The following is a 24,119-nucleotide window of genomic DNA, read 5'->3' as shown; positions in this document are numbered from 1 at the left end:
CGGAGGACCCAGAGATTGGGGCTGAAGTCGTAGAGCTGAATCCGGCACCCCCTCTTGCCCTCGCCCACTCACGATCCTGTCACTCGTAACGGATATCGTCCAGGTAGAAGGTGACGGGGCGCCCCTGGCCGGCCACGGTGAACGCGAAGCCGGTTTTGACACGCGTCAAGTCCTTTCCGGTCAGGTCCATCGAGAACTGCTGCCACGCGGTGGTTAGTTTTGTCTCCAGTTTCGCCTGCGCCGTGTCCGGGTATTTGCTGTCAGCGCCGATCAGGCCGATGAGGAACGTGACGGTCTCCGTGCCTTTGTCACCACGCGCCCAGAAGGTGAGCCGTTTCGCGCCGTTCAGGTTTCGGCCGCCGGGCAGATCTCCCCAGTCGTTCGCGGGACTCTGCCACACCACGCCGGCCCAGTCGTTGCCGGCGCTGTAGTCGCACTGAATGCACGTTGTCCCCGAGTGCGGCTGGATTTTGCAGCCCTCGTCCAGCTTGAGCGCCTTGATGTTGCCCATCCACCCCGTCGGCACGTACACGGCGTCGCCCTGACCTTGGTCGGAGTAGACCGTGAACGGCAGTTTGGCCGCGGTTGCCGCGACGGGCTTGATCTCGCCTTTGACCAGCAGCGGGATGTTGCCGACGGCCGCGTTACCCTTGCCATCACGAGCGTATGCGAACAGCCGGTACCCGCCCGCTTCGGCGGGCAGTTTGACGTCCGCGCCGTCCTTGCCGGATTTCACGATCGCCTCCGGGTACGTTGGCAGCGCACGCTCCGACGAGCCTCCCAGGTTGTAGCGATCCGCTTCCGGCTGCAAGACCCATGTGACCTGCAAGGGATCGCCGTCGGGATCGGTGACGTTGAAAGACGCGTGCACCGTCGCGCCGGGGTCCACCTGGTCGGGGCCGTCGAGTTTCAGGGAGTTGATGACCGGGCACCGATTCGCAGGCGGCTTGCCGGACCAGAGCTCGGTCATCGTGTCCACGACACCAAGATTGCTTCCGTCCGACAACAGCATTCCGAACCACGTGGCCGTGGCCTCCTGTTTGAAACCCCACGTAAATGCGTATCCGCCGAGAGACAGCGGGCGATTGACGATGGCCTGGGTGTAGGTCCGTCTGTAGGCTTCCGCCTTCTGCGTGCTGGTGAGTTCCTGGGCCGCGCCCCAGGCGGTCTTGCCGGTTTCCCACGTGCCACCGGGCCCGTACTCCGTGAGCACGTACGGCTTCGTGCCGCCGGCCGCCTTGTATCGTTCCGGGATCGACGGGCCGCCGCCGTAGGAGTTGATGCCCACGATGTCCACGTCCGGGCACAGGCGGTTGATGTTCTTGACCCGATCGCCCCCGATTTCCGAGATCACCGTCATCACCGGGTGATTGGGGTCGAGGCGCTTGACCATCACCGCCAGGTTATTGATGGCCGACCAGATGGCGGCGTTGTCACCCGCGCCATAGCCTTCCATTTCGTTGCCCAGCGCCCACATGAGGACCGCCGGGTGGTTCTTGTATTGCTCGACCGACTTCCTGACCTGCGCTACCTGGTCGGCGACCTGATTGGCGTTGTTGTAACTGAATCCGTGCTCCTCGTGGCCAAGCCAGATGCCGACGGTGATCGTAAGGCCCAGTTTCTGGGCCTCATCCAGCATCGGGCCGAGGTTGTCCGCGCCCCACGTCCGGTTCGAGTTCGCACCGGCTGCCTTGAGGCGATCGAGCGGTCCGCTCCCCCCGGCGCCCTTGATGAAGAACGGCTTCCCGTCGCGCAACAGGCGGTACCCGTCGGCGGTCTTCTCAAGCGTCACGGGAACGGGTTTGGCCGCCTGTGCGCGGGCGTTCGCGGGAATGGCAAGTACGATCAGGACCGTCAGCAGAGCGCGGTGGTTCATATCCGTTGTCTCCTCTACCGGTGCGCAACATTACGCAATGAGAACTCGTTGATCGTGGGGCCGTCGCTTGCTTCGAGTATGTTGAGCCGCACGTATCGGCCTGTCACTTCGGGGAAGGTGGCGCTGAAGTGCTCTCCCATCGTTGTGCCGGCGAGCGCCGTCCGCCACGGCTGATCCGGCGTGTCGCGGTACTCGATTTCGAACCGCCGGATCCGCGGCGCCCATTCGCTGACGCCAACTTCGTTGAAGGTTGTCGGTCGGCCCAGGTCGACCTCCAACCAGCACTGTTTGGTGCCGGTGTCCGTGGCCCAGCGCGTTGCGTCATCATCGTCCACGGCGGCGGAGGCGGCATAAGCCGTTTCACCCTGGTAGACGTTGGACGCGGTGGCCTTCTTGCCGGCCGCGAGGGACGATGCGGGTGACCATCTTACCGGTGTGAGGCTTTCGGCGTTCGCGTCGAGTTCGAGCGCGACGATCGTATCGATATCGTTCCGATGCCCGGGGTCCACGGATATCTCGATGCCCCGATCGGTTTGCGAGACGGTGCATTTTCCGCCAGTCAATACGCTGGAGCGCGTGATCTTCGCGGGGAGCGGCGAGAGCGTGATCGTGTCGCCCGGCCAGCGGAAGACGTGGACGTAGACCGTCTTGCCTTTCGACGTCGATACACCATCGCCGGACGGCATGAACGGGCCGCCGCGGGTGCCGTAGATCGCCTTGCCGTTCTTGCGCAGCCACGTGCCTACTTCGTTCAGGCGCTCGACCTGCGGCGCCTCGATCTCGCCGAGCGGCGTCGGCCCCACGTTGAGGAGCAGGTTGCCGTCGCCGCCGGCGCACCGGGCGAGTGTACGGATGCATTCGGAGAGCGGCTTGAGCGTGTCGTTCGGCTTCCAGGCCCATTGGGTGCAGATTGTGATGCACGATTCCCACGGCGCGTCGCGATTGAAGCGGCCGATTGTTTGTTCCGGCGTGGCGTAGTCGCCGGCCTTGCCGTCGCGCCCGTGGCCCACACGGTCATTGATGATGATGTCCGGCTGAAGCGACCGGACGTACTTCTCCAGGTCGAGGCCTCGTTCCAGGTTCCACGGTTGCTCCCACTCGCCGTCAAACCAAACCAGGCCCAGCGGTCCGTACCCGGTGACCAGTTCTTTGAGCTGGCCCTTCATATACGCGACGTACCGGTCCATGTCGGGGTTTGTCTTTACGCCGCCGCCGGGGGCTTCGCCGATCGGGTAGTCCGGATGCCGCCAGTCCAGAACCGAGTAGTACGTACAGAACCGGATGCCCTGCCGGCGGCACTCATCGGAGAGTTCGCGGACCACGTCGCGCTTGAACGGGGTATGCGTGATGCTGTAGTCCGTGAGCTTGCTGTCCCACATCGTGAAGCCGTCGTGGTGCTTGGTGACCAGCACAATGTACTTCACCCCGGCGGATTTGGCGATGCCGACCCATTTGCGAGCGTCGAACTTTTCCGGGTCGAACCGTTTGTACAGGTTGTCATACTCGGCGGCGGGCACTTCGTTCGAGCGGGACCACCCGATTTCCGTCCCCTTCAGAGAGACGGGCCCCCAGTGGATGAACATGCCGAACCGCGCGTCGCGCCACCAAGCCATGCGCGCATCGCGCTGGGCAGGTGTTTCGGGAGGCGTCACGGCGGCGGACGGCACAAGGGAGGCGGCAGCCATTAAGGCGCCGAGCGCGGCAATCTGTCCAGACGGAGTCTTCATAGGAGGCCTTTCGCGGTTGCGGTTGTTGGTACACTCCCATTATGCACTCGGCGGATTGCGCGGTCAGTCCTCTTTTATCTCATACGTACCCTTCACGAAGCGATAGATGTCGTGGTAGTACGCGCGTTCGACTGGGTCTTCGTGGTCCCACATCTGGGCGATTCCATTGCGGCCGTGATACCAGGCGCACGCGGCCTCCTTCATGAATCCGAACTTTGCGCCCCCGTTCAGGTAATCACGGAAGCGCTTCTGGCGCTCGTCGAGCACCGCGAACGGTTCTCCCCATTCCAGATAGTACTCCATCTCGAAGCCGGCGTTTCGCGCTTTGGCGACGGCGGCGGGTCCCTCGATACCCGGCGTATTCACGTAGAACATGTGGTTGGGCTGCTGGAAGGCGAGGTCGAAGTAGTAGTCCTGGTAGTTGTCCAGCAGGTGTGTGTTGTACGTCGATGAAAACGGAATCCACGTCATCACCTTGCCGAGTTGCTTCAGGTGTTTGTGGTGCTCCTTCAGCAAGAGGTGGTCATCCACCTCCCAGCCGTGGTACACCGTCTCGAACGGCCAGTAGAACCCCAGAAAGCTCACGTTGGGCCATCGCGCATCATCCCATCTCGCGACGCACTCATCCGCGAACCAGTTCGTCGCGGCAAGGCGGTCCATCGTGGCCGGTGTGATGCCCTGCTTGACGGTGCTGAAATTGAGGCATTTGTCGCTGCCCGGCAGGCGTCCCCACATGGGTTGCATGATGCCGGGGTAGGGGGTCATCAGCACCGCGTTGTGCTTGTGGGCCGGCGCGGGCAATTCGCACTTCAACGACTCGACGCCCGCATTCATCGCATCCAGGTATCCACCGTCGCCGAAGTAGACATCCAGGAGGTCGTCGTAATCCTTGCGGGTGGCCGGGTTGGGCACGGGAATCGGGTAGAAATCGCCCTCGCCGCACATCGTGGTCCCCAGGTTGACATCCGACCCGAAACTGCGGCCGGACGCCGCGGTCATCGGCACGAAGAGGAGGGAGTCGAAAAACCAGTCCAGGGGCTTTCCGTCTTCGTTCATGTACGCGAGATAGGGGCGTATTCGCTCGGCGTTCCAGATTGATATGTCGCGGCCGTAAAGGAGAATCAGATGGCGCAGGTAGCCCATCTCGGGCGCGCCCTGGGGGAAGTATGGCATGGGGAATATGTGTCCTTTCGCGAATTGTTACATAACATTATGCACTCTGCGCCAACTCCCCGTGCGACCTAATCTCCTCAACGAGCGTGCTCGCGTTCGAAATGCCCAGCCAGAAGCGAATTGTGGCCCGTGATCCCTTGATCACCCAGAACTGCATCACGTCGCTGCCGACCCTGCGCGACGAACTTATGTCAGACCAGGCGATGAAGGTCTTGCCGGAAGGTGTTGTCTGCGTGACGCCGAGACTGTCCGTGCGGATGGACACGGTACGGTAGCGCCACAGACACCATGCCCAGACCGCGAACGAGCCGAGGCCGATGATCCACGGCGCCAAGCGATCACGCTGTACGGCCAGGCCTTGTGCCTGCAGGACGCCGATCACTACAGCGATCAGCACGAAGCCCAGCGGGAACATGAGCAGCGCGCGGCTGGTGTACGTCCGGTAGTGGTAGACGTGAACGCCTGCCGAACCGCCGTCCGGGCCGATGACGTCGCCCTCTGCGTCCGACGTGTACCGCGCGTTCACCGCGAATCGCTTAATGATGGCGTCAAGCCGCATGGCGTCTCGAATCATACGGGTGTACTCGAACTCGCCGTCCGGCGTGACGATGACCCGCTTTTTCCCGTACGCCATGCGTCCCACCGGAACAAGCCGGACGCCCTGAACGTCCTCCCAATTCGCACGCAGAGACCGCTCCCCGTCCTCGAACGCGATTCCGTCCGGATCGACGGTGATGCGTTCGGTGCGCCGCCGAAGTCCGTCTTTGATCGCGATGATGAAACCGCAGTACACAAAGGCAGCGATGCCTGCGGCAAGGACGAGCACCAATATGAGAAAGCCACACATCATCAACAGTCCCAGGTCCTGGAGGATGCCCGCCAGTTTGGCGAGAACACGGTGGAAGACCAGTCCAACGTAAAGAGCGGTGCCGACGATCGCGGCCCATCGCGCCAAGGCCAGGCGACGCTCGTCGTACTCAAAAACCCGTTGCGACGTTCCGCCGCTCGTGAGCACACCCCATTCGTCCTCGAGGACGTCAAGGGCACGTGCAGCCAGCAGTGCCTTGAGGTCTGCCTGGTGTGTCCACAAATCCGGCACAACCAGCCGGCCGGCATCAGTCCGGATGATCAGGAACGGCTTGCGCGCCGCGCCTTGGGTGTCCTGCAAGTGGTACTCCAGCACGCCGGACCACGGAACAGACCGGCCGAACCCGAACCGCCTCCAACGAAGGCCATGCTCGTCCGCCACAACGCTGGAGGTGGCGCAGAAGAGCGTTTCCATCGCCGAGAGCGACAACGCGATGAATCCGATGGCGGTGAGGGCAGGGTCGTCCACCGGGTGTGGAGCCAGGGTGGGGATAAAAAGGAAGAATCCACCAAGCAGCGCGAGAAGCGCCGCGGAGGTGATCCACAGGGGGCCCGGGCGGCATATAACGGTTGTCACTGGCTTCAATGATGTGTTCATGGTCGATGAGATTCTCTGCTGTTGTGAAAATGCCGACGCCAACCGGGCACTGAAGTACCCGTCTAGTGGGCCTTCGGCCAATCGTCCGCCGGACGAAGGCGGAGCGCTACGCGCGTGTTGTCGATGAGATTCTTCGCTTCGCTCAGAATGACATCCTAAGTCACCTCTGTGTCCTCGGTGGTGAATCCGAAGGTCGATACGAGCGGGACGTCACCATGTTACAATGACGCAGGAAACGGAGGAAACCCATGCTCGCGAAGACCCTGCACATGATAGGAAACGCCCACCTGGACCCCGTGTGGCTCTGGCGGTCGCAGGAGGGCTTCCATGAAGCGCTCGCCACGTTCCGTTCGGCACTCGATCGGATGACCGAGGACGACGGCTTTGTCTTCACTTCCAGCAGCGCCGCGCTGTATGAGTGGGTTGGTAGCGTGGCGCCGGGAATGCTGGATGAGATCCGGGGACGCGTAACGGAGGGACGGTGGCGCATCGTGGGCGGGTGGTGGATCCAGCCCGACTGCAATATCCCGTGCGGCGAATCGTACGCGCGGCAGGCGCTCTACGGCCAGCGGTTCTTCCGCGAGAAACTGGGCGTCACGGCCACGGTGGGGTATAACCCGGACAGCTTCGGGCACAATGCCATGCTGCCGCAAATCCTCGCGAAGAGCGGCATGGACTCCTATTTATTCATGCGTCCCGGCCCGCACGAGAAGGATCTGCCCGGACACATCTTTCGCTGGGCTTCACCGGACGGTTCCGAGGTGACGGCGTACCGGATCCCGTACACCTACTGCACCTCGCCCGAACAACTGCCGGAGCACCTGGCCCGATGCCGCGCGCTCGAACAGGACGGCATCGATGAGTTCATGTGCTTCTACGGCGTTGGCAATCACGGCGGCGGCCCGACGAAGGAAAACCTTCGCCTGATCGCCGAAGAAGCCGCCTCAAGCACGGAGACCACGATCGTCCACAGCTCGCCGGACGACTACTTCAGGGCCATCCGCGGCGCCGATCTGCCGCTGGTCAACGATGACCTCCAGATCCACGCGCCCGGATGCTTCGCCGCACACAGCGGCATCAAGCGCTGGAACCGTATCGCGGAAAACCGGCTGCTCGGCGCCGAAAAGATCTCCACGCTGGCGAACTGGATCGCGGAGTTTGACTATCCGAAGGACCTTGGCCGCGCATGGAAAAACGTGCTGTTCAATCAGTTCCACGACATCCTGGCCGGCACATCGCTGGAGGAGGCATACGAAGACGCCCGGAACGATTACGGTGAGGCGATCGCCATCGCGGATCGCGCACTCGGCGCAGCGGCCGTTGGGATTGCCTGGAAGACCAACTTGCGCCCTGTCGACAATTGCCTTCCGGTTGTCGTGTTCAATCCGAACGCCTGGCCGGTGCGCCGGGTGGTGGAGTTCGAAACGGATACGAACCACGCGCCCAGTGTGATGGTCGCGCCGGACGGGAATCGCTCCGTCGTGCAGGCGGTGCTGCCGCAGGCGTCGGTCGTCTTTCGCAAGCGTATCGCATTCGTCGCCGAGCTGCCCGCTCTGGGATACCGGGCCTTCTGGGGGTTGGCCGAACCGGAACAAGCGCCACCGACCGAGGTCAGTGGCTGGCGCGGCGGAATGTCGGCTGAAGCCGACTCCGGCTCGGCGGACATCGAGAACGAATACCTCCGCTTGAGCGTAGACCCGGCGACCGGGTTCATCACGCTGTTGGACAAGCGGACCGGCGTGACTATTGTACGAGACGGCGCTGCGCCGTGCGTGATCGCGGACGACAGCGACACGTGGAGCCACGGGCGCGTCCGCTTCGATGATGAGTTTGGTCGGTTCGCCGTGACGGGCATCTCGCTGGAAGAGGCCGGCCCGGTGCGATGGACGCTGCGGTTGGAGAGCGGGTGGGGTTCTTCTACGCTGGTCCAGCGGTTTTCGCTGGCGGCCGGAATCCCACGCGTGGATGTGGCGGTGACGGTTGACTGGCACGAGCACCATCAGATGCTTAAGCTACGTTTTCCGACCGGGATTACCGACGGAGTGGTGACCTACGAGATCCCGTATGGCAGCATGGTCCGCCCCGCCGATGGTAACGAGAAGCCCGGCCAGTCGTGGGTTGATATCAGCGGCGCCGGCGCGGGGCTGTGCCTGCTGAACGACGGCAAGTACAGCTACAGCGCCGAGGGCGATACCCTCAGCCTCACGGTGCTTCGAAGCCCCGTCTACGCGCACCACGACCCATATGTCCTGGATCCGGTGCTGCCCTACGCCTGGCAGGATCAGGGCGTTCAGTCATTCATGTATTCGCTGCTGCCGCATGGGGGAGACTGGCGCGCTGCGCACCCGCATCGCGAGGCGGCGGAACTGAACCAGCCGCCCGTGGTTCAGATCGCGACATTCCATGAAGGCACGATGCCGACGGAATACTCACTGGCCACCATTGAGCCGGCCAACGTGATATTAACCGTATTGAAGGTGGCGGAAGATGGGAGCGGGATCGTCCTCCGGTTGGTGGAAACGGACGGAATGGCGTGTCGTGCGGCGATCACTTTCAACTGGGGCCGCACGATCGAGGCGGACTTCGGCCCGTACGAGATCAAAACGATCCTCGTGCCCGATGACTCCGATGAGGATTGGGTAGAGACGAATCTGTTGGAAACACCACTGTGAGGCCAGTGGGGCGAAGGCTCCGTTACATCCGCGGGGGCAGTTCCTTCTTTGGCGCCGGGCCCGGGTGGTGTACGTGGAGCCAATCGTTGTACGCGTCAATGTGGTCCTGACTGTCGCGTACATTTGCGCGCACCCAGTGCTTAAAGAGGCCGAGCCCCATACCGAGAAGCGGGAACACGAACCACCAGAATCCGCGCGTTGTGAGGTAGTTGAACGCGAACAGAAACGCGTTCACGCCGATGAAGGAGTACAGCGCCGATTGAAACGCGCCACGCTCATGGGCCAGGAACTCGCTGTAGAGTTCGCGGCGTCCCCCCTCGGCGAGGTGTTCGGCCTCGGCCAGGCGCAGCGCCTCCGGTGAGATGCCGAGTTCGGCGCCAATCTTCTCCAGTTGCTCCAACGACATCGCGTCCTTAAGCGGCATATTCTCGATGGCGCGGCGCAGGATGTCGTTTGATTCTTCTTCCGAGTAGTGTGGTTTCATATTGTTCGCTTCTTCGCGGGTTTCGAGCGCGCTACCCGCCGGGGCGCGGAGCGATACGCCCGAGTTCCTGCGCGGCGAGCTCCCGCGCCCGCCGCTCGATGCGCCATCGGGTGAACCGGAGTTCGAAATCCTCGCCGTCCGTACGCAGGACAAACGCAGCCCGCAGCGCCAGGCCGATGGTCGAGCCAATCATCACCACTATGGCGAGAGAAATCGCCTGTTCCCGGCCGATGGCGAGGCACCAGAGGAAGAACAGCACGTTCACCACGGCAAAAACTGTGAAGGTGCGCCGGAAATCGGCGCGACGCGTGGCGATGAAGGCTGCACGGTCGACTGCTTGAGCCTGTTCGGCCTCCCAGTCCGCCTCCGCCTTCTGAAGGGCATCCGGCGAAACACCGAGCTCGGTTGCGATGCTCTCCAGTTGCGCACGCGACATCTCATCCTTCATCGGCATGCGTTCAATGGCGCGCCGCAGGATGGCGTTGGCTTGTTCCTCTGTGTAGTGCTGTCTCATCGCGGTCAGAGGTCCTTCTTCGATCCGAGGCGTCCCAACTCCCGGGCTGCTAGTTCGCGGGCGCGCCGCCCGATGCGCCAGTGAGTGTAGCCTGCGTCGAATTGCGCGCTTGTTGTGTTGAACGCGGAAAGGCCGTGGCAAACGATTCCGATGCCCCACAGAAGAGCGATGACAACCGTTGGGATCATGCCGTCCGGATCGTTCTCGGCCCCTGTTACGTAGGCGATCATGAGCGTGAACAGGACGTAGGCTGCCAGGTGCTTGTAGAATCCGAGGCGTTTCAACGAAGCGTATGCCAGCCGTTCCTCTTTGTCCGATCGCTCCGCGTGCCAGTCATCCTCAGCCTTGCGCAGCGCCTCGGGAGACACGCCAATCTCCGCCGCAACGGCTTCCAACTGCTCGCGGCTCATCTCATCCTTCATCGGCGCGCGTTCCACCGCCCGCCGGAGGATCTCGTTCGCTTCTTCCTGTGTATAGTGCGGCTTCATATGGGATGGAAGGTCCTCCAGGATCAGAATTCCGCGCTGCCCGGCGTTCGCGGGAACGGGATGACATCCCGGATGTTCTTCATCCCCGTCAGGTACATCATCATGCGTTCCAGGCCGAGGCCGAACCCTGCGTGAGGCGCGGTGCCATACTTCCTGAGATCAAGATACCATTTGTAGTCATCTTCCGGCAGGTGCTGCGCGCGAATCTTTTCGAGAAGGACGTCGTATCGCTCTTCACGCTGGCTGCCGCCGATGATCTCGCCGATACGCGGCGCGAGGACGTCCATCGCCCGCACCGTCTTGCCGTCGTCGTTCAGGCGCATGTAAAAGGCCTTGATGTCTTTCGGATAGTCGGTCACGATGACGGGCTTCTTGAACGTCTCGTCGGTTAGATAGCGTTCATGCTCGGCCTGCAGGTCAACGCCCCATTCTACGGGATACTCGAACGGTTTGCCGGCCCCTTTCAATATACGGATAGCCTCCGTATAGGTTACGTGCTCGAAGTCGTTGGACGCCACGTTCTCAAGTGTCGCCAGCACGCTGGTATCGATCCGCTTGTTGAAGAACTCCAGATCCGGCGCGCACGTATCGAGCACGTGGGCGATGATGTGCTTCAGGAACGCCTCGGCGAGTGCGCGATCGCCGTCCAGGTCGCAAAACGCCATCTCGGGTTCTATCATCCAGAACTCGGCGAGGTGACGGGGGGTATTGCTGTTCTCCGCGCGGAACGTGGGGCCGAAGGTGTAGACGTTGGAAAACGCCAGCGCGAAGACTTCGGCCTCCAACTGCCCGCTCACTGCAAGGTAGGCCGGTTTTCCGAAGAAGTCCTGCGTGAAATCGACACGTCCGCCCTCACGGGGAAGGTTCATCAGGTCCAGTGTGGAAACGCCGAAGAGGCTCCCGGCGCCTTCCGCGTCGGACGTCGTGATGAGCGGCGTGTTGACGTAGAGGAAGCCGCGCTCCTGGAAGAAGCCGTGGATCGCGCGGGACAGCGCGTTGCGCACCCGGAAAACGGCGCCGAACGTGTTAGAGCGGACGCGCAGGTGGGCGATCTCGCGCAGGAATTCCATCGTGTGCCCCTTCTTCTGAAGGGGATAGGCTGCCGGATCGGCATCGCCGAAGATGTGGATCTCGGTGGCCTTGAGTTCCACCGCCTGGCCGGCCGCGGGGGACTCCACGAGGTCGCCGGTTACGCGCAGGCACGCTCCGGTCGTGATTTTGGCCAGCGTCTCCTCGGGTACCGTGCCGGTGTCGATCACGATCTGCAGGTCCGCGAAGCACGAGCCGTCGTTCAACTGCAGGAACGTGATGCCCTTGCTGTCGCGGCGTGTTTTCACCCAGCCGTGCGCCTGAACGGCGGTTCCGGGCGTTTTCTGGAAGATGTCTTTGATGTATTCGCCGCGCAAAATCATTGTGTTTGCCTCTCTGATGGAATAATCGGCAGCCGACCGGGGTTCAACGTCCGTCCCGCGAGCCATCACGTAGATCGCCGCGAGTCACGCCGCAACCGTCCCAACGGTAGTCGCCCCGCCGGCTGCGGACGTGATTCCAGACTTCGTTGAAGATGACACCGAATGTCCGGTTCAGGCGCCGATGCGCAGCCGGGCGGAATAGCCCACGGAAATCTGGTATCCGTGCGGGCTCACGCCTTTCCACAGCCGCAACATCGCCTCGTCACTGAGGTCCTCCAACTGGTACTCCAGGACTTCGCCTTCATCGAACACGACGCCCTTGACGGCATTCAACGTGGCCGCATCGATCGCGGGGGTATCGGTCAGCGTTTCCATCGCCCAGCCGAGGATGCGTTGCTGCTGCCCCGCGTCCTTGCCCCAGGCGGTCAGGATGAAGTGAATGTACAGGGGGAGCGACGGCCTGCCCTTGCGCGGCGGGTTCCGGGATGTGATGTCCTGGCTGACCCGGTAAAGGAGCAGCGTGACGCCGCCAGTGGGTGGATCCACGAGGTCCGACGATCCGATGACGCGGAAGTGGAGGGGTTCGCCCTTGAAGTCGTCTTTGCGGTATTGCCGGTCCAACAGGTCAACAACCGCCTGGCAGGCGGTGGCTATCGCGCGATAATTGGCCATCATCACTCTCCTTTGGTTTTCCTCATTGTGGCACCGAACATCAACGGTTGGCCCACTCGGTTTGACCCGGCCATAATGATCCCATGCCAACCGTTCTCCGCTCCCGATTGCGTAAGGTGCGAAATGAAGCTATCGATTCCTCTCCTGATCCTCTGTGCGGCTTTGCATTCGGCGCGCGCCCAGGCCACGCCTACGCTGCCGGACCACACAATTGACCTCAACGCCAACTGGCGATTCCTGCTTCAAAACCAGCCCTCGGCGCGTGCCGCCGGGTTCAACGACTCCGGTTGGGACAACGTGTCGCTGCCTCATTGCTGGAACGTGCAGGCAGGGCAGGATGGAGACTCCAACGCCTACTACAAGGGAGCGGGTTGGTACCGCCGCCACGTGCGGCTGCCCTCGAGTGACGCCGGCAGGCAGTTCTATCTGCGATTCGACGGCGCGTTCGTGGTGACGGATGTCTTTGTCAATGGGGAACACGCCGGAACACACGACGGAGGCTTTGCTGCGTTCTGCTTCGACGTGACCCGTTTCGTGAAGCCGGGCGGGGACAATGTGATTGCGGTGCGTGTGGACGGTTCGCCGGATGGGCATGCGGGGCCTCCGCAGGGGGGCGACTACACCAAATTCGGCGGCCTCTACCGCGGCGCCCGCCTGCTCGTGCGCAACCCGGTCCACATCTCGACGGAAGATGCGGCCGGGCCGGGGGTCTATCTCGACCAGATGAGCGTAACCCGGGAGGCCGCGAAGATCCGGGTCAGGACGCTCGTCGCCAACTCGTCCGCCCGAAAGACCAGCCCCACGGTTCGCGTACGGATACTGACCGCGGGCGGCCGGCCTGTCGCGGCGGAATCCGCGGCGGTGACCGTTGCGCCGCGAACCACGGGCGTGAGCACCATCAGCATGCAGATCAGGCATCCGCATCTTTGGAACGGAGTCCTGGATCCCTACCTGTACCGGGCCGTTGTGGAAATAGCGTACGACGGTAAGGTACTGGACCGGGTGGAGCAGCCGTTGGGGCTCCGGTATTTCCGCATCGATCCCGAGGCCGGCTTCGTCCTGAACGGCAGGCCCTACGCCCTGCACGGGGTGAACCGGCACCAGGACAGGCTGGGCGAAGGATGGGCTATCACAAGCGCGGACACCCGCGAGGATGTCGGGTTGATTTGTGACCTGGGCGCCAACTGCCTCCGCACGGCTCACTATCAGCAGGCCGACGATCTGTACACCCTCTGTGACGCTAAGGGCGTCGTCGTGTGGACCGAACTCTGCATGGTGAATTCCGTCCGGCGATCCGAGGCATTCAAGGACAGCGCGCGGCGGCAACTCGTGGAACTCGTCAAGCAGAACTACAACCACCCGTCTATCTGCTTCTGGAGTTTGTGGAACGAGATCTCGTTTGAGGGTGGCAAAGGCCCGAACGATGACGACCTGGCCTTCCTGAAGGGTCTGAACGACACAGTGAAGCGCCTCGATCGGTCGCGGCTGACCACCGCGGCGAGCAATTCCCTCGGGACCCAGCGCCAAACGTTGACCATACCCGATGTGATCGCGTGGAACGGGTATCCGGGCTGGTACGGCGGGAAACCGGGCGAATGGGACCGCACGCTTGGTAATCTGCGGTCTTCCTTCCCGGGGCGCGCGGTCGGTGTCAGCGAATATGGCGCCGGCGCAAGCGTATTCCACCATGAAGCCGCACCGAAACAGCCTTCCGCCGGCGGCCCATTCCACCCCGAGGAGTGGCAGTCGCTCGTCCATGAGGCCGACTGGAAGGCGCTTTCGGCGCGCCACAACTTGTGGGGCACGTTCATCTGGAACATGTTCGATTTCGCCTCGATTACCCGCAAAGAGGGCGATCACCCCGGTCGGAACGACAAGGGGCTGGTGACGTATGATCGCCAGGTCCGCAAAGACGCTTACTTCTACTACCAGGCGCAGTGGACTCGGGGACTCATGGCGCATATTACCAGCGGACGATTCAACCCGCGACCGTCGGGTCCGGCGGAACTGAAGGTCTACTCGAATGCGGATACGGTGGAACTCCGCCTGAACGGCAAGCCGCAGGGCGCCAGATCCGGCGATGGCGGCGTCTTCAGATGGGATGTGACCCTTCCGGAAGGGAGCGTCCGCGTGGAGGCCGTCGGATATCGCGGAAACGAGAGGGCGAGCGACGCCGTGGCCTGGACGTGCTCAGCCGCTGCGCCCTCGCGTATCGGCCCAAAGTGAAGCATCAAGTCAATAGGTGAATGAGTAAACGCGTGCGCAGACGCGCCTCAAACGTCGCCTCATCCCCCTTCACCGGATGACGCACCAGTAGCCGCTTACGGAGCGACGCCGAGCGCCACCACCCGGTTCATCGCGGGGTAGGAGTCGCGAGAGACCAGTTCACGGATTCCGGCGCGCGGCCCCTTGTCGAACACGCGGTAGACGGCTACGCACGCTCCCGGTTTGCCACGCGTGATCACGCGGCGCTGGCCGGCCGGCACGTGAACGCTGTTCTGGACGATCTCCATGGGGTCGACCCGGCCGGTGGTCACGCCCGTAACGCCGGCGATCGGTCCGCGATCGCGCCCCAGAACCTCGAACGCGAGCGAGTCGCCCACGTTCCGCAGCCGGATGCGGACCGGCCACCGGTAGGGGTTCTGCAGGCGCAGGTCCACATCGTACTGGGCGACAGCCGCATCCAGGCCCGGGGGAGCATAGCGGGGCGCCCACGTGTGCCGGTGCCGCTCCACGATCTTCAGGCCCGCCAGCAGGCCTGCGTTGTAAAGAGTTGTGGACGTCTGGCAGACACCGCCGCCCCAGTCCTTGACCAGTTCGCCTTCGTAACTGACCGGCGCCCGGACGTAGCCCCGATCCATGCTCCACGGCCCAACCGTCCGGTTGAACGAGAACACGTGTCCCGGTTCTATCACGGCGCCGTCGATCGCTTTCGCGGCCAGCATGGCGTTCAGGCGCTGGCCGGCGGTGCGGCCGTCCAGCGAAGTGGAGTAAGCGCCGAGGACACCCTCGGCTCGCGGCTGTAAGAGCATCGCCAGCAGACCGACGGCCAGAACGAATAGAATGATGACTCGCATAATAGGGTCGAGGGCTTGGGGTGTTGGGTCTAGGGAGAGGACGATAGGCTTGGGATTCCGCCCCTAACCCGAGCCCCCATACTCTAGACCCTCACCCCCCTCACTCCTTGATCGTGATCTCGTCGGCGCGCGATTCGGCGCGCAGACTGGGATTGTACATGTCAAACACCCGCGGCGGCAGTGCGGTGTACCTTCCGGGGACCGTGGCGGTGAACCTGTAATCGAGGCGATGCAGGCCCGGTTCGATATGGCGGATGCCGAACGCGACCTTCTGGTCCCGAACGATCTGATCGGCCCACCAGTTTCTCCAGTCCGACGCATCCACGGCGCCGCGGTCCCGGACCTCTGCGCCGGCCGGAACCGGATCCTCAACCATCAGGTAGTCGAATGCGCGAATGGCGTGCAGCACGAGCGTCACCTCAATGATATCGCCGCTGCGGAACTCCTTGACGCTCGGACGCCAGTCGGCGAGCGCCCTCTCGTTGTACGGGTTTTCACCGGGCTCCACCTTGCGGTATCTCCGCTCTATCGTGATGCCGGCCTCGTTCGACAAGGGTGAGCCGAGATCCATCGTAGCGGACTGGGTCAGCGATGCGGTGTAGTACAACCTGCCCGTTCCCGCCGCCCGGATAGTGACCCGCAACGGCCCGACCGGCAGGTCCCTTGGACCAAGCGCGACCTGGAACTCCGGACGCATCATGTCGGCGGATGTGAGCCGGCGCGAGGCGATTTTCCGCCCATTGACTTCGATGGTCGCGTTGAGGTTCGGCGTGAGCTCATTCGTCAGGCGCACGTACCGGGCCAGGGCGTAGAGCGCGGCCGCGGTGTCCCGCGTGGAATCCCAGTGGTTTGCGCGACGCTGATCCATGATCCAGCGCGTGAGGGCGGGGAGGCGCGGGTCGCCGGGCGTGATCTCGCAGGCGGCGTACAACTGGGCGGCGCCATACTCGGCCGGCGACCGCCACTCGTAGAGGCTGGTCTGTGGCAGGAACCCGCGATCCGAGAAGTGCTTCCAGGTATCTGAAAGGACTCTGTTCGCCCGGTCGGCCTGCCCGGTTCTTGCGAGCGCGAGCGCCAGCCACGGCCGGCCGGCATCGCTCAGCTTCAGTCCTTTCGTTGCCGATGTTGAGATCGCGAGAGCGATGGCGCTTTGGGCCTCCTGCGTGCGCCCTGCGAGAGTGAGCACGTAGGCAGCGTAGGCGCGGATGTCCGAACCCGTCTTATTGTCCGGGTTCTGCGCCATCCGGGCGAGCGCATCGATGCCGCGGGACAGCGCTCCGTCGTTGATGGTGAAGCCGCTGTCACGGGCCTGGATTAAACCGAACACGACATATGCGGTCATCCATGAATCGCTTTCGTCATACGTCCACCATTTCCAGCCGCCGTCGTCGTGCTGCATCGTATAGAGCTTGAGCAGCCCTTCCTGCACCATGGCCGGGAGTTTGGCTTTCAGCTGAGGCTCATCGATTCCGCGATTCTGCAGCAGGTTGAACAGAATGACGTCGGGAAGGAACGCGGACATCGTCTGCTCCGTACAGCCATACGGATATTGCGCCAGATAGTCCAGCGAGCCCAGCATCGCCGAGACAATCGACGGCGAGAGGCGGATCGTCAACGCCTGTGTCCCGGGGACGCAGTCCGTGCGAACCTGCAGCGTCTCGGTTCGCGAGCCCTGCACGTCGCCGCAGCGGGTGTCGGTCTGCTCCCGCCCCTTGGGCAGCACGGGCACGGTAAGTTCCATGGCGTCGTTCAGTTTGCCCGCCGTTCCCCAAACGCGGATGCGGAGCCCGCCGATATCGGCCGGTCGAACCTTCCAGGCAATCCTCTCGGTCTTCCCCGGGCCGACCTCGCGCTCAATCCGGCGCCCGCCTTCCAACGGAGCCAGCGGGGAGTCATATCCAACGGTCGCCTTTACGGAGGCCGTTGTGAGATTGTGCGCGACGGCGGCGATTTCGACCTCGTCGCCCTGAACCATGAATCGAGGCGTCTCCAGCCTCAGCAGGAAGGGCTTCTGGACGATGACGCTTTGCGTCGTCTGACCCACGCGCGTCTCCGCGTCCGCCGCGCGGCACGTGGCGCGCCATGTGGTCAGATTGTCCGGCAAGGTTACGTGGAACGTGGCGTCGCCTTGGGAGTCGGTGACGGTCGCGGGCTGCCAGAACGCCGTGTCCGGGAACAGCCTGCGGGTCCGGATGCCCTGTCCGGCCTTCTCGTCGCCGGAAAGGTAGATGTCCGGGAAGGAGAACTCAGTTCGGACTTCATTTAGCCTCTTGGGATAGAAGAACGTCACGATGTTGGGCGTCTGCTCCGCGAGTATGTCGTAGACAGCCTCATCCACGAGGCCCAGCGATACCTCCGCGCTTACGGGCTTTCCCTCGGGCGAGAGCGTCTTGACCCTGTACACGGCGGATTCGCCTGGTTGGTAGATCGGCTTATCCGCCGTCACCTCCACGCGCAGCGCCTTTCGCTCGCGCGAGATGTTGAGCAGCGCCGAGCCGTTGAAGTAATTCTTCCCCTTTATGTACGAGACTGTGGCGTTGACGGCCGGCATCATATCCGCGGTGATCGGAATCCGGAGGATGTTGGATTTGCCCTCAAGACGGATCACTTTGTGCGAGATGATATGGGCCGCCTCGATGGTGAGCAGCGCCGAGACGCCCGCCTTTGGCGACTGGACGACGATCTCCGCGACTTCGCCCATCTTGAACACCCGTCGCGCCGCGTGAACCTCGAGATTCTGGAACGGGTAGCCGTAATCCGCCGAGTCCGAGCTCATGACGTAGATGCCGGCCTGTTCGGTCACGGCATTTCGCCGCGAGTCCTTCGCCCGGGCGATGATGCCGTAATCACCGTCTACCGGCGGAGTGAGCGTCACCGCCGCGTCGCCGCGCGGGCCGGTGACAAATGGGACTGTGGCAACCTTGTTCGATGTCTCCTCGTACCGCTTCCATATGTGGCGAACGAACTCGATGGCGCCTGACACGTTTGGAACCGGCTTCCCATCATAATCGACCGCGGTCACGACGACGCTGGTCGGAACGCCCGGCTTGGCCAGATATCCCTCCGTGCGTAACTGGAGGCGGAAATCCCCCTGGGTGACCAGAGTGGAGCCCTCCCCACCAGCCTCGAACCTGCTCGCGTCCGTGACCGTGGCATTGACCGTGTACTGCCAATCCTGCCCCAGATCGTCTGCATTCTGCGAAGGAGTGGGCGAGAACTCGATATTCAGCCGGCCCATGGAGTCGGTAGTGCCCTCGCCGGTCTTCACCGTCTCGCCGCTGTAGTAATCGTCGTTCATCTCGGGCTCAAGGTCGGAATCCCAATATCCGCTGTCTTCGCGGTAGTAAGACGGGCTCCGGGTGATGAACCAGCTCACCCTGGCATCCGGCACGGGCGCACCGTAGTAGTACCGGGCCTCCACCGTCGCGGCGACGGTTTCGCTGGCGGTATAGCGCTTCCGTCCCGGAGTCACCGTTACCTCGAATTCGGGCTTGCGGTACTCGGCGACCATGAAATCCGTGTCATAACGGTTGCCGCCCGCGTTGAGCGAGATGGTGTAGGGGCCGGGAATGGCGGCGCGGCTCAACGGGAAACTGCCGTTCATAGAGCCGTTCTTGTTGGTCCTGAGGCCGCCGGAGTAGATGACGTCTTCGTTGCGGTCGGTCACACGTACGCGGGCGTTCAGGCCGGCGGGGATTGTATACTTGTCGCCGTTAAGCGCTCGGGCTATGGATTTGAAGTACACTGTGTGGCCGGGACGATAGACGGGCCGGTCCGTGTAGGAATACACGCGGAGATGGTCGCGGCTTTCGGCACGATCGGTATACGTTCCCGAGATCGCCACGGAGTCCGCGTAGCGCGCAACAGCGGTCATCTGTGATCCGCGCACCGAGGTTGGAGACACCATCCAGGTGCCATCCGTCCCCGTCTCGCCCGATGCAACTGTCTTGCCTTTGCCGATGACCTGGATGCGAGCGCCGGGTACCGGCTGACCTGTCTCGATGTTGGCGGCGTAGACCAGCGTGTCGCCCGGCGACGACTTGAGGATAATGGCGAGGTCCGTGACTGTCACGACGCTCATTTCACGCGCAGGGCCGGCATCGAAGGCGACCAGGTACATCCCGGCCGCGAGTTTTCCGAAGCCCACATCCTGGCGGAACACGCCCTCGGCGTCCCGTTTGACGATCGGTTGTTCCGTCCTGCTGACCAACCTGAGCGTTTTCAGCGCGTCCAGGTTGACCTGCCTGATCTGGCGGCGTCCGCCTACGGCATCGTTGAATCCCGACTGCCAGATGCGCGCCATCGCGGAGTCGGTGATGCGGTAGACACGGATGCTCAATTCGGTTACAGGCGCGAATCCGTGGACCTTGAGTTTGGGCGTCTCCCGTGTGGTAAACACACGCTGGTGCTGAAAAACCTGCAGGAACGGATCGGCCGGCGGCAATTCCAGCGTCTGTGAAATTGATTGGCCTTCGAGGACTTCGATGATTTGATTGTTCTGCTTGTGAGCCTGGGTCACGGCGCTGATACGGTACAGGCCCGTCGCCACGCCGGGGAACGAGAAAGCGCCGTGCTTGTCGGTTGCGGAGTAATAGGTCTGGTGAGTGTTCAAGGCAGGTGTGAGCGTTACCTGCGCGTTCGGCAAAGGTGAACCGCTCTCCGCCGCCACCAGGGTGCCCGACACGCTTCCGCGTGGTGTTTCGGCGTTGATGACATACGCTGCCGCCGCCAGCAATACCAGCAGCATGAGCAGCAACGCGGCATTGGATTCATGCAGGCGTTTCATCGCTCATCCCCCTCAGCTTGCCCGCAACATAGACGACAAGCACGATGACGGCCAGAACCGCTATGGCATAGACTTTTTGGGCGCGCGTGAGGTCGAGGTTGACGGCGATCGGCGTTATGTGCGCCGCGATGAGCGCGGAGCCCAGCAGGAATACGTGGGGAGACGACATGATCGCGATCAGACGCTCCTCTGCGGTGCTCCACGCGACGACAAGCATCCAGACGACTTCAGAGACCACGAGGCCGCCGATGAAGGCCGCGGTTGCGCGTCCACCCCAGAGCGCGGCGATGAAGACCGGCGCTGCGACGGCCATGAGGCCGAGACCCGTCACGGCGAACGCCTGGGCTGACTGGAGCCCGGGGCGCGATTTCCACCGTGCGCTGCCATTCGCGACGTGGCTGAGCAGCGCAAACACGGCTCCGGCGCCCAACGCAACCGCCAGGAACTGGTAGTGCTGTTGAAAATCGAGTGATCGCCACTGCTCAAATTCATCGCTATACAATCGGTACCACGTGAGCAGTAGGAGAAGGGCGGCGCCGCCGGAAACCATCGCTCCGGCCATCGAACCCTGGGCGGTTGGCCGCCCGCCGTGGACGAGCAACACGATGACACCGGCCGCCACAAGCGCGAGCGCCTGGCCATAACCCCCGGCCGCCTGGAACGCCAGCGCGCCGACCAGCAGTGCGGCAAGCGCTGTCACGAGGGCGGGCATGGCGGGCCGTCCGGGGTAGTCTCCGGACGCGGCATCTTCACGCTGGAACAGGAACGCCATGAGGCCGAAACCGACCGTCGCGTAGACGAGCGGCGTCCATGTCAGTTGCGGCAGGAGTTTCCAGCGGATCAACCCGGCGGCGAGGGCTATTGCCAACGCGCAGGCGATGCCCGTGATCAGCAGGCGGGCGGGCGCGAGCTTCGCGCCGTTGCCGACAGCCACGAGGATCAGCACCAGAGCGGCAATGGCCGTCAGAAGGCCCGGTATAGACCAGTATCCGCCGGCGTCGGCGAATGGTGTTGCGCGGGGATACCGGGCGAGCGCGAGATATGACCCGGCGGCAACCGCTCCGGCGGAGAGGATGTACGATTCGATGCCGCGGCACAATGCCCCGGCCGATGAAGCGCCGGCCGCGGCGGCGGGCGCCAGCATGCCGATACAGCCGATGGCGACGATCACCCCTCCCAAGGCACAGCCTATCACCGCGTCCGATGGGTCCCCGCGAAATAGGATCAGGATCAGGCTGGGTCCGAGTGCGGCCAGTGACAGGAGCCCGGCGCACCGTCCGGCCCAGGCATCGCCGGCCGGGTCTGTGGCCGCTTCCCCCACGGCCAGAAGGGCGCACAACGCGCCGATCAGGATGCCGAAACCCATCAGCAAGCCGGGCGACCACGGGGGCTTGTACGGCAGTGTAAACAGGAAGGCGAGAAGCGCGGCCGATGCGCCGAAGGCGGGCGCCAGGCCCCACCCGTCCCGCAGCAGCCTCGACCAGCCCGATGCCTGCTTCGTGGCGCGACGCGCCAGCCAGGCGTAGATAAGGCCCAGAAGCGAAGCGCCGGTGGCAGCACCGGCAAGCACAGTCTGCATCTTCGAACCCTCCGTACAGCGTCATGACCGATTGGGCGGCATAAGGCAGGCGGGCTCTAGCGACCGGCGGGCGGCAAGACAGGAAGGAAGACGCCCACCGCACCGCCACTGCGAACGCGCTGCATCTTTGAACGCTCCTGATTAGGGGGCAGCCCCGTGAACGGGCTCTGAATTAGTGAACGGATGACCGCACTGAAAGTCACGCTGGAACAGGCATCGATTTCCACGCCCGCATGATAGGTTATACTTACCGATTATGGCGAGTTCTCATGCAGTTGTTTTGCTCAGTGGGGGACTGGATTCCGCGACGGCCCTGGCGGTGGCTCAGAGCGACGGGTTCGAGGCCTGCGCGCTCAGTTTCCGCTACGGCCAGCGGCATCTGGTGGAGATAGAGGCGGCGAAGCGGGTCGCGCAGCGGGCGGGCGTGTCCCGCCACGTTGTGATGGACATCGACCTTCGCGCGTTTGGCGGCTCCGCCCTCACTGACGACATCGCGGTTCCGAAAGGCCGCGACCTCGCGTCGATCGGCCACCGCATACCCATCACCTATGTCCCCGCGCGCAACACCATTTTCCTGTCATTCGCGCTGGCATACGCCGAGGTGCTGGGCGCGGCCGACATCTATATCGGGGTCAATGCCCTGGATTACAGCGGCTACCCGGACTGCCGTCCGGAGTACATCGAAGCGTTCCAGAAGATGGCCAACCTGGCAACACGCGCCGGGGTAGAGGAGGGCCGCCACCTGACGATCCACACCCCCTTGCTTCACCTCACAAAGGCGGAGATCATCCGTCTCGGCCGCTCGCTGGGGGTAGACTACAGCATCACGATCAGTTGCTACGATCCATCGCCGGAAGGCGTTCCGTGCGGCGCGTGTGACTCCTGCCTTCTTCGGGCCAGAGGGTTTGAGGAAGCGGGTATTGCCGGCCCGTGGAAGACCGCGGGCTGACTAGCCTTCCAGCAGCAGGCGGGACGGGTCCTCGATCATCTGTTTGACGTGAACGAGGAAACGAACGGCCTCGGCTCCGTCCACGATGCGGTGATCGTAAGAGAGGGCGAGGTTCATCATCGGGCGGATGACGACCGCACCGTTCAGCGCCACGGGCCGATCCTGAATCTTGTGCATTCCCAGGATGCCCACTTGCGGCGTGTTGAGGATGGGCGTGCTGAGCAGGGAGCCGAAGACGCCGCCGTTGGTGATGGTGAACGTCCCGCCCTGCAGTTCCGGCAGCGTCAATTTGCCGTCTCGCGCTCGGGCGGCCATGCCGGCGACGTCGCGCTCGAGTTCCGCGAAGGTCTTCCGGTCGGCGTCCCGAACGACGGGCACGACGAGCCCTTCGTCGGTCGAGACGGCGATCCCGATGTCGTAGTATCCCTTGAGGACCATCTCGTCGCCCTGGATTTCGGCGTTGAGCATGGGGAACACCTTGAGCGCGCTCACGACCGCCTTCGTGAAGAACGACATATAGCCCAGGCCGACGCCATAGCGTTCCTTGAAAGCGTCGCGGTGGGCGGCGCGAAGAGCCATGACGGAGGACATGTCCGCTTCGTTGAAACTCGTGAGCATGGCGGCGGTGTGCTGGGCCTCCACAAGGCGAGTCGCGATGGTCTGCCGGCGCCGGGACATCCGAACCCTCTGCTCGGGGCGATCCGTCGCTGCAACCTGACCTGCCGCCGGAGGAGCCAGGAGTTGAGGCGAGGCGGCCGGTGGCGAAGTGAATTGCGGCAAAACGGGCGGCGGCGTGGGGGCGGGGATGGAGGGCACGGTCTCAGGAGCGGCGTGCTGGATGAAGCCCTCGACGTCCGTCCGCGTTACCTTGCCACCCGGACCGGTGCCGGGAACCGCGGCGATATCGACATCTTCCACCCGGGCCATGCTCCTCGCGAGCGGCGTGGCCGTAGCGGGCGCGGGGGGAGGCGCCGGGGGCGTCGCGTCGGCAGCGGCGTTCTGGGGCGCGCCTTCCACGACGCGGCCTAGGACCTCGCCCACCTGCACCGTGTCACCTTCATTCCGGAGAATCTCGCTCAGGACGCCGGCGCGTTCGACGGTCACATCGAGGTCAACTTTGTCTGTCTCCAGCGCGAGCACTGCCTCGCCTTCGGCGACGGCGTCGCCGGGCTTCTTGAGCCAGCGGCCAAGCGTGGCATCCACCACCGATTCACCGAGTTGGGGTACGACAATATCGAATGGCAT

At 63.4% G+C, this 24,119-nt stretch carries 16 protein-coding genes; 3 read left to right on the top strand and 13 right to left on the bottom strand.

All coding sequences use genetic code 11. The features are described from left to right. Window positions 1-79 precede the first annotated feature (79 nt). The 4 genes from VGM51_19410 to VGM51_19395 all read right to left on the bottom strand — a co-directional run bounded on the left by VGM51_19410 (window position 80) and on the right by VGM51_19395 (window position 6,241). Window positions 80-1,876: a glycoside hydrolase family 2 TIM barrel-domain containing protein gene (locus VGM51_19410; protein HEY3415209.1), complete on the bottom strand. Its 1,797-nt coding sequence runs from the start codon at window positions 1,874-1,876 to the stop codon at window positions 80-82. A 14-nt stretch (window positions 1,877-1,890) separates the two neighbouring features. Then, complete coding sequence (locus VGM51_19405) at window positions 1,891-3,603, bottom strand: alpha-L-fucosidase (protein ID HEY3415208.1); 1,713 nt, start codon at window positions 3,601-3,603, stop codon at window positions 1,891-1,893. A 63-nt stretch (window positions 3,604-3,666) separates the two neighbouring features. Beyond that, a complete protein-coding gene (locus VGM51_19400) occupies window positions 3,667-4,776 on the bottom strand; it encodes a DUF4855 domain-containing protein (protein HEY3415207.1) in 1,110 nt (369 codons plus the stop codon). A gap of 37 nt (window positions 4,777-4,813) precedes the next feature. Beyond that, complete coding sequence (locus tag VGM51_19395) at window positions 4,814-6,241, bottom strand: hypothetical protein (GenBank protein HEY3415206.1); 1,428 nt, start codon at window positions 6,239-6,241, stop codon at window positions 4,814-4,816. 248 nt (window positions 6,242-6,489) lie between these two features. Here VGM51_19395 and VGM51_19390 point away from each other — a divergent pair, with 248 nt between their 5' ends. Continuing rightward, window positions 6,490-8,913 carry a glycoside hydrolase family 38 C-terminal domain-containing protein gene (locus VGM51_19390; GenBank protein ID HEY3415205.1) on the top strand — a complete coding sequence of 808 codons (2,424 nt, stop codon included), beginning with the start codon at window positions 6,490-6,492 and terminating at the stop codon, window positions 8,911-8,913. Window positions 8,914-8,935: 22 nt separating this feature from the next. Here the strand turns inward: VGM51_19390 and VGM51_19385 are convergent, their stop codons facing one another. From VGM51_19385 to VGM51_19365, 5 genes are all read right to left on the bottom strand, one after another. Then, on the bottom strand, window positions 8,936-9,397 hold the full coding sequence (locus VGM51_19385) for a 2TM domain-containing protein (protein ID HEY3415204.1): 462 nt from the start codon (window positions 9,395-9,397) through the stop codon (window positions 8,936-8,938). 31 nt (window positions 9,398-9,428) lie between these two features. Next, window positions 9,429-9,911, bottom strand: a complete 483-nt coding sequence (locus tag VGM51_19380) for a 2TM domain-containing protein (protein ID HEY3415203.1) — start codon at window positions 9,909-9,911, stop codon at window positions 9,429-9,431. A gap of 5 nt (window positions 9,912-9,916) precedes the next feature. Beyond that, window positions 9,917-10,399, bottom strand: coding sequence for a 2TM domain-containing protein (locus tag VGM51_19375; protein ID HEY3415202.1), 483 nt, complete (start codon window positions 10,397-10,399; stop codon window positions 9,917-9,919). A 23-nt stretch (window positions 10,400-10,422) separates the two neighbouring features. Continuing rightward, complete coding sequence (asnS, locus tag VGM51_19370) at window positions 10,423-11,811, bottom strand: asparagine--tRNA ligase (protein ID HEY3415201.1); 1,389 nt, start codon at window positions 11,809-11,811, stop codon at window positions 10,423-10,425. 171 nt (window positions 11,812-11,982) lie between these two features. After that, window positions 11,983-12,486 carry a DUF4255 domain-containing protein gene (locus tag VGM51_19365; protein ID HEY3415200.1) on the bottom strand — a complete coding sequence of 168 codons (504 nt, stop codon included), beginning with the start codon at window positions 12,484-12,486 and terminating at the stop codon, window positions 11,983-11,985. Window positions 12,487-12,606: 120 nt separating this feature from the next. Between VGM51_19365 and VGM51_19360 the strand changes: the two genes are divergently transcribed. Continuing rightward, complete coding sequence (locus tag VGM51_19360; GenBank protein ID HEY3415199.1) at window positions 12,607-14,709, top strand: glycoside hydrolase family 2 TIM barrel-domain containing protein; 2,103 nt, start codon at window positions 12,607-12,609, stop codon at window positions 14,707-14,709. A 95-nt stretch (window positions 14,710-14,804) separates the two neighbouring features. Here the strand turns inward: VGM51_19360 and VGM51_19355 are convergent, their stop codons facing one another. The 3 genes from VGM51_19355 to VGM51_19345 form a co-directional block, all read right to left on the bottom strand. Then, window positions 14,805-15,560: a VanW family protein gene (locus VGM51_19355; protein HEY3415198.1), complete on the bottom strand. Its 756-nt coding sequence runs from the start codon at window positions 15,558-15,560 to the stop codon at window positions 14,805-14,807. A 100-nt stretch (window positions 15,561-15,660) separates the two neighbouring features. Continuing rightward, complete coding sequence (locus VGM51_19350; protein ID HEY3415197.1) at window positions 15,661-20,346, bottom strand: alpha-2-macroglobulin family protein; 4,686 nt, start codon at window positions 20,344-20,346, stop codon at window positions 15,661-15,663. Then, a complete protein-coding gene (locus tag VGM51_19345) occupies window positions 20,330-21,925 on the bottom strand; it encodes a hypothetical protein (protein ID HEY3415196.1) in 1,596 nt (531 codons plus the stop codon). Before VGM51_19345 ends, VGM51_19350 begins: the two co-directional genes overlap by 17 nt. A 256-nt stretch (window positions 21,926-22,181) precedes the next feature. Between VGM51_19345 and queC the strand changes: the two genes are divergently transcribed. Continuing rightward, entirely contained in the window at window positions 22,182-22,874 is a 693-nt protein-coding gene (queC, locus tag VGM51_19340; GenBank protein HEY3415195.1) for a 7-cyano-7-deazaguanine synthase QueC, read from the top strand. Here queC and odhB read toward each other — a convergent pair whose 3' ends face one another. Then, window positions 22,875-24,119, bottom strand: a complete 1,245-nt coding sequence (gene odhB, locus VGM51_19335) for a 2-oxoglutarate dehydrogenase complex dihydrolipoyllysine-residue succinyltransferase (protein HEY3415194.1) — start codon at window positions 24,117-24,119, stop codon at window positions 22,875-22,877. It abuts the gene before it with no gap.

The sequence above is a fragment of the Armatimonadota bacterium genome (assembly GCA_036504095.1).
Taxonomy (GTDB): Bacteria; Armatimonadota; DTGP01; order JAKQQT01; family JAKQQT01; genus DASXUL01.
The sequence above is the reverse complement of the archived record's forward strand: the minus strand, read 5'-3'. Positions and strand labels throughout refer to the sequence as shown.

Bases quoted from the DNA above. Each gene is read 5' to 3' on its own strand.
- VGM51_19410 (HEY3415209.1), bottom strand. From the start codon at position 1,876: ATGAACCACCGCGCTCTGCTGACGGTCCTGATCGTACTTGCCATTCCC.
- VGM51_19405 (HEY3415208.1), bottom strand. From the start codon at position 3,603: ATGAAGACTCCGTCTGGACAGATTGCCGCGCTCGGCGCCTTAATGGCT.
- VGM51_19400 (HEY3415207.1), bottom strand. From the start codon at position 4,776: ATGCCATACTTCCCCCAGGGCGCGCCCGAGATGGGCTACCTGCGCCAT.
- VGM51_19395 (HEY3415206.1), bottom strand. From the start codon at position 6,241: ATGAACACATCATTGAAGCCAGTGACAACCGTTATATGCCGCCCGGGC.
- VGM51_19390 (HEY3415205.1), top strand. From the start codon at position 6,490: ATGCTCGCGAAGACCCTGCACATGATAGGAAACGCCCACCTGGACCCC.
- VGM51_19385 (HEY3415204.1), bottom strand. From the start codon at position 9,397: ATGAAACCACACTACTCGGAAGAAGAATCAAACGACATCCTGCGCCGC.
- VGM51_19380 (HEY3415203.1), bottom strand. From the start codon at position 9,911: ATGAGACAGCACTACACAGAGGAACAAGCCAACGCCATCCTGCGGCGC.
- VGM51_19375 (HEY3415202.1), bottom strand. From the start codon at position 10,399: ATGAAGCCGCACTATACACAGGAAGAAGCGAACGAGATCCTCCGGCGG.
- asnS (HEY3415201.1), bottom strand. From the start codon at position 11,811: ATGATTTTGCGCGGCGAATACATCAAAGACATCTTCCAGAAAACGCCC.
- VGM51_19365 (HEY3415200.1), bottom strand. From the start codon at position 12,486: ATGATGGCCAATTATCGCGCGATAGCCACCGCCTGCCAGGCGGTTGTT.
- VGM51_19360 (HEY3415199.1), top strand. From the start codon at position 12,607: ATGAAGCTATCGATTCCTCTCCTGATCCTCTGTGCGGCTTTGCATTCG.
- VGM51_19355 (HEY3415198.1), bottom strand. From the start codon at position 15,560: ATGCGAGTCATCATTCTATTCGTTCTGGCCGTCGGTCTGCTGGCGATG.
- VGM51_19350 (HEY3415197.1), bottom strand. From the start codon at position 20,346: ATGAAACGCCTGCATGAATCCAATGCCGCGTTGCTGCTCATGCTGCTG.
- VGM51_19345 (HEY3415196.1), bottom strand. From the start codon at position 21,925: ATGCAGACTGTGCTTGCCGGTGCTGCCACCGGCGCTTCGCTTCTGGGC.
- queC (HEY3415195.1), top strand. From the start codon at position 22,182: ATGGCGAGTTCTCATGCAGTTGTTTTGCTCAGTGGGGGACTGGATTCC.
- odhB (HEY3415194.1), bottom strand. From the start codon at position 24,119: ATGCCATTCGATATTGTCGTACCCCAACTCGGTGAATCGGTGGTGGAT.